The organism is Haloarcula onubensis (assembly GCF_031624605.1).
GTDB classification, from domain to species: domain Archaea; phylum Halobacteriota; class Halobacteria; order Halobacteriales; family Haloarculaceae; genus Haloarcula; species Haloarcula onubensis.
Window position 1 is genome coordinate 515756 of the sequence record NZ_JAMQOS010000002.1, and the last position, 8720, is coordinate 524475.

The 8720-nt window shown below is 66.6% G+C and carries 4 protein-coding genes; 1 reads left to right on the forward strand and 3 read right to left on the reverse strand.

Going from position 1 to position 8720, the window contains the following annotated elements:
- Window positions 1-95: 95 nt before the first annotated feature.
- The 3 genes from NDI86_RS09400 to NDI86_RS09410 form a co-directional block, all read right to left on the reverse strand.
- Window positions 96-2606: an efflux RND transporter permease subunit gene (locus NDI86_RS09400; protein WP_310900161.1), complete on the reverse strand. Its 2511-nt coding sequence runs from the start codon at window positions 2604-2606 to the stop codon at window positions 96-98.
- Between the two features lie 91 nt (window positions 2607-2697).
- Entirely contained in the window at window positions 2698-5175 is a 2478-nt protein-coding gene (locus NDI86_RS09405; protein WP_310900162.1) for an efflux RND transporter permease subunit, read from the reverse strand.
- 6 nt (window positions 5176-5181) lie between these two features.
- A complete protein-coding gene (locus NDI86_RS09410; RefSeq protein WP_417936255.1) occupies window positions 5182-6747 on the reverse strand; it encodes a COG1361 S-layer family protein in 1566 nt (521 codons plus the stop codon).
- Between the two features lie 313 nt (window positions 6748-7060).
- On the opposite strand from NDI86_RS09410, the gene glpK reads away from it, so the two are divergent.
- Window positions 7061-8596 (forward strand): glycerol kinase GlpK, encoded by a 1536-nt coding sequence (glpK, locus tag NDI86_RS09415; RefSeq protein ID WP_310900164.1) that lies wholly within the window; start codon window positions 7061-7063, stop codon window positions 8594-8596.
- Window positions 8597-8720 lie beyond the last annotated feature (124 nt).

Genomic DNA, 8720 nt, shown 5'->3' on the forward strand with positions numbered 1-8720 from the left:
TGGTGTCTAGCCACGTGGTCGGATAAAGCCACCCGCGAAGTGCCTGGTTCGGACACGACCGCCGGCCCCGCGTGCGTGTCGTAGCCCCTCGGCGACTAGTCGTCGTCACCGGGCGCGACGGTCTGTCGCCGCCCGAGGTCCCGGAGCCCGCCGATGCCGGACCAGACGTTGGTCGCGCGATACCAGACGACCAGCACCGACGGGAGCACGAGCAACGAGGTGAGGAAGGCATAGACGATAGACAGCGCCGTCAGGATGCCGAACTGGCCGATGGCGGGGAACACCGCGAGCGCCAGCACGCCGATGCCGAAGACGGTGGTGAGCATGCTGCCGAGCAAGGCGCCGCCGGTGCCACGGACCGTGCGGTCCAGCGCGGGCACGAGCGCGGCCTCGTGGCTCTCGTCGGCGAAGCGGTGGACGACGTGGACGGAGTAGTCCACCCCGAGGCCGATGGTCAGCGCCAGCATCGTCCCCGTGATGGCGTTCAGGGGGATGCCCAGATAGCGCATCGTCCCGGCCAGCAGGGCGACCGTGATGACGACCGGGACGACGTTGGCGAGCCCAAGCGAGGGGCGGCCCTCGATGACCCAGTAGATGAACAGGAGGAAGACGGCGGTGCCGGTCAGGGCGATAGCCAGCGAGGTGATAGCCGACTCGAAGATGACGTCCGAGACGGCCTGGAAGACGACGAGGCTCCCCGTCGCCGTCGCCTCGAACCGGAACCGGTCGGCGACCTCGCGGGCGTCCGCCGCCGCCGCGTCGTCGCTGGCGTCGCCCTCGACCTGGTAGGTGACGCGGGCGCTCCGGTAGTCCTCGGTGATGTAGTCGAGCGCCTGGGCCCGCGAGGACGAGGACAGCAGGTAGTCGTATATCTCCTCTAGGTTGCTGTCCGGGACGCCGTTGTCGTTCTGGTCGTTGCGAGCGACGAGTGCCCGAAACTCGGGGTCTCGCTCGGCGCGGTTCGTGATGACCGTGACGATGGAGGTCGAGTCGGCCCGCCCGTCCTCGCGGACGAACGTCTCGGGCGGGTCGTCGCCCGCCCGATATATCTGTTCGAGGGCGTCGTCCTGGCGCATCGGCCCCTCGACGTATATCGTCACCTGCCCGCCCTGGCTCGACGTGAACCGCTCGTCCAGGAAGTTCGTCGTCTCGGTGACGGTGTACTCGCTGGGGGCGAACGGCTCGGGCAGGGACTCTATCCAGTCGGGGTTGTCCTCCGGCGGCAGGAAGTCGTCCTGCGAGAACGAGGTCGAGATACCGGTCGCGTACATCCCGGCCCCGGCGGTCGCGACGAGGACGACGAGCAGGAAGACGACGGGGGCGCGCTCCGCGATGACGACGCCGCCCCGCAACACGCCGCTCAGTTTCGAGCCCTCGGAACCCAGGGGGCGCTGGCTGAACGTCGGAATCGGGTACCGGTCTCGCAGCCGGTCGAGTTCCACCTTCGCGGCGGGGAGGAAGACGCCGAAGATGAGGAACGTGAAGACGATGCCCACCGAGGCCACGTAGCCGAAGTCCTGGATGGGCGGTAGGTCACTGGAGACGTTCGCGAGGAAGCCGATGACCGTCGTCCCGGTCACGATACCGAAGGCGACCAGCAACTGGTCGGTCGTGATTCGCATCGACCGGCCGATGTCACGGCCCTCCTCGCGCTCCTCGCGGTAGCGGTTGACCGCGTGGATGCCGAAGTCGATACCGACGGCGAGCAACAGCGGCGGCACCGCGATGAGCATCTGCGAGAAGGGGATACCGGCGAGCCCCATGAACCCGAACGTCCAGACGATGGCCATGAACAGGGCGGCCAGCCCCAGCGCCATGTCGGCCAGGTCCCGATAGGCGATAGAGAGAAAGAGGAGGATGAAAACGAGCGCGGCGGGCACCGTCAGAATCAGCGAGTCGAAGACGACGTTCGAGAACTCCTCGGCGAGGATACCCGAGCCAAAGACCGTTATCGACCCGGCGCCCGTCGCGTCGACGGTGAACTCGGCCTGTCGCTGGATGTCGGTCAGGGGGCTGGTCCCGCCCTGGCCCGACCCCGAGGAGAGGCCGGCCGGTAGCTCGTGAGTGACGACGCCGATTGTGGCCGAGGCAGACGCCGACTCGCGGTTGAAGTCGTTGCTGAGCAGGCCCGTGAACTGCGGGTTGTCGGCGGCCCGGCGGACGGCGGCGTCGACCTCGCTGTCGGTCGACCGTTCGAGGGTCCGAATCTGGGCCTCGGTCGTCGTCGCCGACGGATTCAGCTCGCGGGCGACGATGGCCGCCGCCGAAGACGTCGAGGTCACCCTGAGTTCGCCGTGTTCCTCCAGTTTCTCCTGGGCCCTGAGCATCCGCAACATCGCGGGCTTCGAGAGGACGTTCGTCCCGTCCTGGATGAGCTGGGTGCTCCCGGTGTCGGCCGAGAAGGCGGGCGAGAACTCCGTGTTGACCTGCTCGAACGCCTCCTCGGCCGGCAGCCCGGTCGTGAACTGCTGGGTGCCGGCGTTCGTCGAGATGTTGCCCAGACCGGCCGAGAAGGCGAGTGTCACGACGAGAAAGGCCAGGACGACCTTGCGGGAGTCGTCGACGATGCGGTCGTCCGCCCAGTCGATGTATCGCTGGTAGTTCATCGAATCGGGTAGCTCCTTGTGGTATCGACTGGCGGCCGGATACTCGTCACTGCGTTGGGGCCGCGACCGGATAAACGCTTCAGCCCGCACATCATTCGTCACCACCCGTCGGCGCGGTCGCGAGTCCCTGGTCCGTGGTCACGCCGGGCTCGTCGGTCCACGGGAAGACGGAGTCGGCGACGGACCCGCTCTCCCCGTCGTACCGCCGGAGCCGGTCCCAGACGACCAGCACCGACGGGAGGATGAACATCGACGCCAGGTAGGCGTAGACGACCGACAGCGCCGTCAGTAACCCGAAGTTCCCGATGACGGGGTTCAGCGCGAGCACGAGCACGCCGATGCCGCCGACGGTCGTGAGCATGCTGCCGGTCAGCGCGCCGCCGGTGCCGACGACGGTCCGGCGAAGGGCGGGTTCCAGGGCGCGCTCCTCGCGCTCGTCGGCGAAGCGGTGGACGACGTGGACGGAGTAGTCGGTCCCCAACCCGACGGTGATGGCGAGGATGCCGCCGTTGATGGCGTTGAAGTCGATACCGACGTAACGCATCGTCGCGACGAGCGCCACGATAGCCACCGCGATGGGGACCATGTTCGCGACGCCCAGACTGGGCTTCCCTTCGAGCACCCAGTAGATGCCCACGAGGAACAGCGCCGACCCGACGATAGTTATCGCGAGGCTCTGGAGGACCGTATCGAGGATGAGCGTCCCGGCCGCGTTGAAGACGATGGCGATGCCGGTCGGCGAGGCGTCGCCCTCGTAGCCGGCGGCGAGCTCGTCCCCGGCCGCCGATATCTCGGCGTTCGTCGCCGTGCCGTCGGCGGTGTAGATGACCTGCGTACTCCGGCGGTCCTCGCTGAGGAACTGCGACAGCTGTCCGCGCTCCGCCAGCGCGTCGTAGACGACCGGAAGGTTGTCGTCCGGGATGCCGTTGTCGTTCAGGTCGTTGCGCGCAACGAGCGCCCGGAACTGTGGGTCCCGTTCGGCGCGGTCGCGTATCACCGTCACGAGGCTCGTCACCTCCGCCTCCCGGCCCTCGCCGTCTATCGTCGCGGGCGGATTCTGGCTGGCCCGGTGGAGCGACTCCAGGGCGTCGTCGCGGCGCATGTTCGCCTCGATATACACGATGACCTGTTCCTCCTGGTCGAAGTGACGGTCACGGAGGTTCCGGTTCTCGATGGCCTGGAACTCCTCGGGCGGCGCGAGCGGGCCGAGATACTGGAGGAAGTCCGGCGTCTCCTCCTCGGGGAGGAAGTCGTCGCTGTCGAACTCGGTGGCGACACCGGTCGCGTAGCCGCCGGCGGCGGTCGTGGCGAGGAGGACGACGACCAGGAAGATGACCGGCGTGCGTCTGGCGACGGTGACCCCGCCCGAGAGCACCCGGCCGGACGCCGCCCCCTCGGAGCCAAACGGCGACTGGCTGAACGTCGGGATGGGGTAGCGCTCGCGGAGGCGGTCGGTGTACACCTTCGCGGCGGGGAGGAAGACGCCGAAGATGAGGAAGGTAAAGACGATGCCGATGGCGGCGACGACGCCGAAGTCCCGGTTGGGCGGGAAGGCACTCACCAGGTTCGAGAGGAAGCCGATGACCGTCGTCCCGGTGACGATGAAAAACGCCACGAGCACCTGGTTCGAGGTCACGGTCATCGCGTCGGTGATGTCGCGGTCCGCCCCGCGCTCCTCGCGGTAGCGGTTGACGACGTGGATACCGAAGTCGATACCCACCGCTATCAGGAGCGGCGGCACCGAGACCAGCAACGGGTTGAACGCGATGTCGGCGAGCCCGATGAACCCGAACGTCCAGACGAGCGCCATCACGATGGCGACGATGCCAAGCACCAGGTCGACGAGGTCACGGTAGGCGACGACGAGGAACCCGACGATGAGGACGAACGCGGCCGGGAGGACGATACCCAGCGAGGTCGTGATGGTGTTGGGCGTCCCCCCGAGCACGCGGATGTCACCGCCGACCGTGTCGACGATGTCCCTGACACGCTCCTCGCGGTTGTCTATCTCCGCGGCGTCGTGGGTCACGGTCGATTCGGTCACCGACGCCGACGCCGCCTCGCGGTTGAAGTCCTCGCTCACCGACGACCTGAACCCGGAGTTCGTCTCGGCCGTCGTCCGGACGGCCTGGTCTATCTCGCGCTCGGTCGCCCCTTCGACGGCGACTATCTGTGCGTCGAGCGTCGTGGCGTCGGGGTCGATGGTGCGAGCCACGTCCCGTGCCGGCGAACTCGTCCCGGAGACGCGCATCCCGTCCTTGTCGGCGATGCGTTCCTGTGCCCGCAACGACCGCAGTAGCGACTGCTTCGACAGCGCGTTGGTGTCCTGCTGGAGCAGCGTCGTCGTCGTGGTCGACTCCCCGAACGAGTCGCCGAAGTCCCGCTGGACGTCCTGGAAGGTCTCGTAGGACTCCAAGTCCTCGATGAACTGCTGTTGGCCCGTCTCGGTCTCTATCGCGCCCAGCCCGCTCGTGAAGACGACCGTGACGACCAGGAACAGCAGGACGATACGCCCGGGGCGCGTCGCGATGCGCTCGTTCACCCAGTCGAGGTAGCGCTGGTACCCCATCCGTGGCTATCGGAACCGCATGTAGCCACCGACGGCCAACACCAGGACCAGCGCCACGCCGCCGATAGCCGTCAGGGGCAGGCCGCCACCACCGCCGCTCTGGTCGGTGACCTCGATGGGGACCCGGTAGGTGTCGGAGATGGAGGAGTCACCGTCGGGCTCCTCGTAGCGGAAGTCCAGCGAGACGGGGTAGGCCTTCTGGAGGGCGCCGCCGTCGGCGCTGACGCTGAAGACGATGGTCGTCGACTCGCCGGGCCCGAGCGCGTCGATGTACGCCTCGTCGTCGTCGGCGCTGATGGGCGAGGAGGCAAAGAGCTTCGCCGTGATGTCCGAGAGGGTCTGATTGCGCGTGTTGGTCACGGTAATCTCGATGTTACCGGACTGACCGACGCCGACGGAGGTGTTGGCCGACTCGATGCTGAACTCGTCCTGGCTCGGCCTGACCTGTGCCTGTGCTTCGAGGGTGTCGCTCTCCTCGCGGTCGCCGTCGGCGTTCCGGTAGCTCGCGACGAAGTCGAACTGCTTGGCTCCCTCCTGGGCGCCGTCCGTCGCGTCGACGGTGAACGTCACGTCGGTCGAGTCGCCGGCGTCGAGGTTACCGACCGCAATCTGGGTCTCCTGTGGCGAGAGGTTGCTCTTGTCGCTGTTCCAGTTGATGACGACGTTGTCGACGGCTCGCGGGCCGTCGTTGGTCACCGTCGCGGTGATGGTGCCCTCGTCGCCGGCTCTGAGCGTGCTCTCGACGTTCGACAGCGAGAAGGTCTGCTCGGGGTCGGGCGTGATGCTCACCGAGGTACCGGTCGACTCCTTGCGGACGCCGTCGGGGTTGTCGAACGCGACGGAGAGCTGGAACGGGTAGCCCTCGGCCTGCGCGTCTTCGGTCGCCGTGATGTCGTACCGGAACGTCCGGCTCTCGCCGGGGGCCCACGAGTCGATAGAACGGGTGCTCTCGGCGCGCTCGCCGAACGTCAGCTCCCCGTTCTGGCTCGCCAGCGTGACCTCGCTGTTGGTCGCGGTCGTCTGGCCGGTGTTCTCGACGGTGACGGCGACGGTGCCACTGGAGCCGACCTGCGCGTTGGAGTCGACGTTCGTCACGTCGAAGGTCGCGTCGTCGCTGACGCGTAGATTGACGTTTTTCGTCCGGGAGACGCTGACCTCGTCACGCACGCCTTCCGTCTCGGAGATGTACTCGTAGTGGTCGTAGTCCAGTTCGACGGGGATGCCGTAGCTGCCGGGGGCCGCGTCCGCGTCGACGCTAATGTCGAAGGTCACCGTCTGTATCGTCCCGTCGGCGAGGGTCCCGACCGACCGCCGGGACGTGGTGACCGATATCGGGGCGTTCCCGTCCCGCAGGTCGACGGTCAGTCCGCGGGCGGTGGTCACCTCGCTGTTCAGGCTCGGGTTCTGCGTGGAGCCGGAGTCGAGTTCGCCGCTGTTGACGAGGACGACTTCGAGCGTCGTCTCGTCGCCGGCGGCGACTGTGTTGTCCTCCAAGGAGACGCTGATGTCGGGACTACCGGCGACGGCGGCCGTGGCGGCCCCGGCGGAAATTGCGAGCGCTACGACGGTCAACAACAGAGGGATGGTGCGTTGGTTCATTATTGGCGGGGAGGGCGGTGGCCGGCGGACCGACGGGTCGGCCTCGATGGCCCCCTGTAGTTCGCCGGGTCGGGTTGAGCGGCTACTCAGTCAGCTATAACTGTGAACCAATCCGTTAATTAGCTTTGTGATTTCGGATTCCCGACGAGCGGCGCGTCAGCGGTCCTTCCCCCGCGTTGGCGGGTTTCGCCGCCGGGTGGATGCTATCGTTGTTATCATCACGATTCTACCCTAAGATTAATATATTGAACGAACGTTCGTTCGTCTGCGTGGAGTCGAAGATACAATGACAGCAGACACGTACGTTGGCGCGATCGACCAGGGGACCACGGGCACCCGCTTTATGGTGTTCGACCACGCTGGTCAGGTCGTCGCGAACGCCTACGAGAAGCACGAACAGATTTACCCGGAGCCAGGCTGGGTCGAGCACGACCCGATGGAGATCTGGGAGAACACCAAGGCAGTCGTTCGAGAGGGGCTCTCCCAGAACGACATCGACGCCGAACAACTGGCGGCGCTTGGCATCACGAACCAGCGCGAGACGACCATCGTCTGGGACGAGGCGACCGGCAAGCCGGTCCACAACGCGCTCGTCTGGCAGGACCGTCGTACGACGGACCGCGTCGAGGAGATTCAAGACGAGGGGAAAGTCGAGTGGATTCGCGAGAAGACCGGTCTCGAATGCGACGCGTACTTCTCGGCGACCAAGACCGAGTGGATTCTCGACAACGCCGAGCCCCTGAAGATGGAAGCCTCTCGCGGGGAAGCGGTGCGGGACCGCGCTGAGAACGGCGAGTTGCTGATGGGGACTATCGACAGCTGGGTTATCTACAACCTGACCGGCAACCACATCACGGACGTCTCGAACGCGTCGCGGACGATGCTGTACAACATCCGCGAGATGGAGTGGGACGACGAGCTCCTCGAGGAGTTCAACGTGCCCAGGTCCATGGTGCCGGAGGTCCGTCCCTCTTCGGACGAGTCGCTGTACGGCCACACGGACGCCGACGGCTTCCTGGGCGCCGAAGTGCCGGTCGCGGGCGCGCTGGGTGACCAGCAGGCCGCGATGTTCGGCCAGACCTGTTTCGACGCGGGCGACGCGAAGAACACCTACGGTACCGGTTCGTTCTACCTGATGAACACCGGCAACGAGGCCGTCGAATCGGACCACGGCCTGCTGACCACCATCGGCTTCCAGCTGTCCGGTGAGCCGGTCCAGTACGCGCTGGAGGGCTCCATCTTCATCACCGGCGCCGCCATCGAGTGGCTCGAAGACGTCGACCTCATCAACAACGCCGCCCAGACCGCCGAACTCGCGAGTTCGGTGGATTCGACCGACGGTGTCTACGTGGTGCCCGCCTTCACCGGCCTGGGTGCCCCACACTGGGACGGGCGCGCACGCGGGACTATCGTGGGGATGACCCGCGGCACCCGCAAAGAGCACATCGTCCGTGCCACCCTCGAGTCCATCGCCTACCAGACCCGCGACGTCGCGGAAGCGATGGAGCAGGATTCGGGCGTCGAGACGACGACACTCCGGGTCGACGGCGGCGCGGTCAAGAACAGCTTCCTGTGTCAGCTACAGGCTGACATCATCGGCACCGACATCGCGCGCCCGGAAGTCGACGAGACCACGGCCCTGGGCTCGGCGTACGCCGCCGGTCTGGCCGTCGGCTACTGGGACACCGTCGAGGAACTGCGCGACAACTGGCAGATAGACCAGGAGTTCACCCCACAGATGAGTTCTGACGACGCAAACGAGCTCTACAGCCGCTGGGACGACGCCGTCGAGAAGTCCCTCGACTGGGCACAGGAGGACTAACAGATGGTGGACCCAGTACTACTGCAAATCGACGCGCTCGGCGGCCGAACGGCCGTGGAGTTCGTCTACTGGCTCATCGCCGCCTTCGCGGGTGGCTGCTTCGGCGCGGCCATCGGCGCGCTCC

Coding starts and splice junctions, on each gene's coding strand:
- NDI86_RS09400 (WP_310900161.1), bottom strand. CDS start 2,606: ATGAACTACCAGCGATACATCGACTGGGCGGACGACCGCATCGTCGAC.
- NDI86_RS09405 (WP_310900162.1), bottom strand. CDS start 5,175: ATGGGGTACCAGCGCTACCTCGACTGGGTGAACGAGCGCATCGCGACG.
- glpK (WP_310900164.1), top strand. CDS start 7,061: ATGACAGCAGACACGTACGTTGGCGCGATCGACCAGGGGACCACGGGC.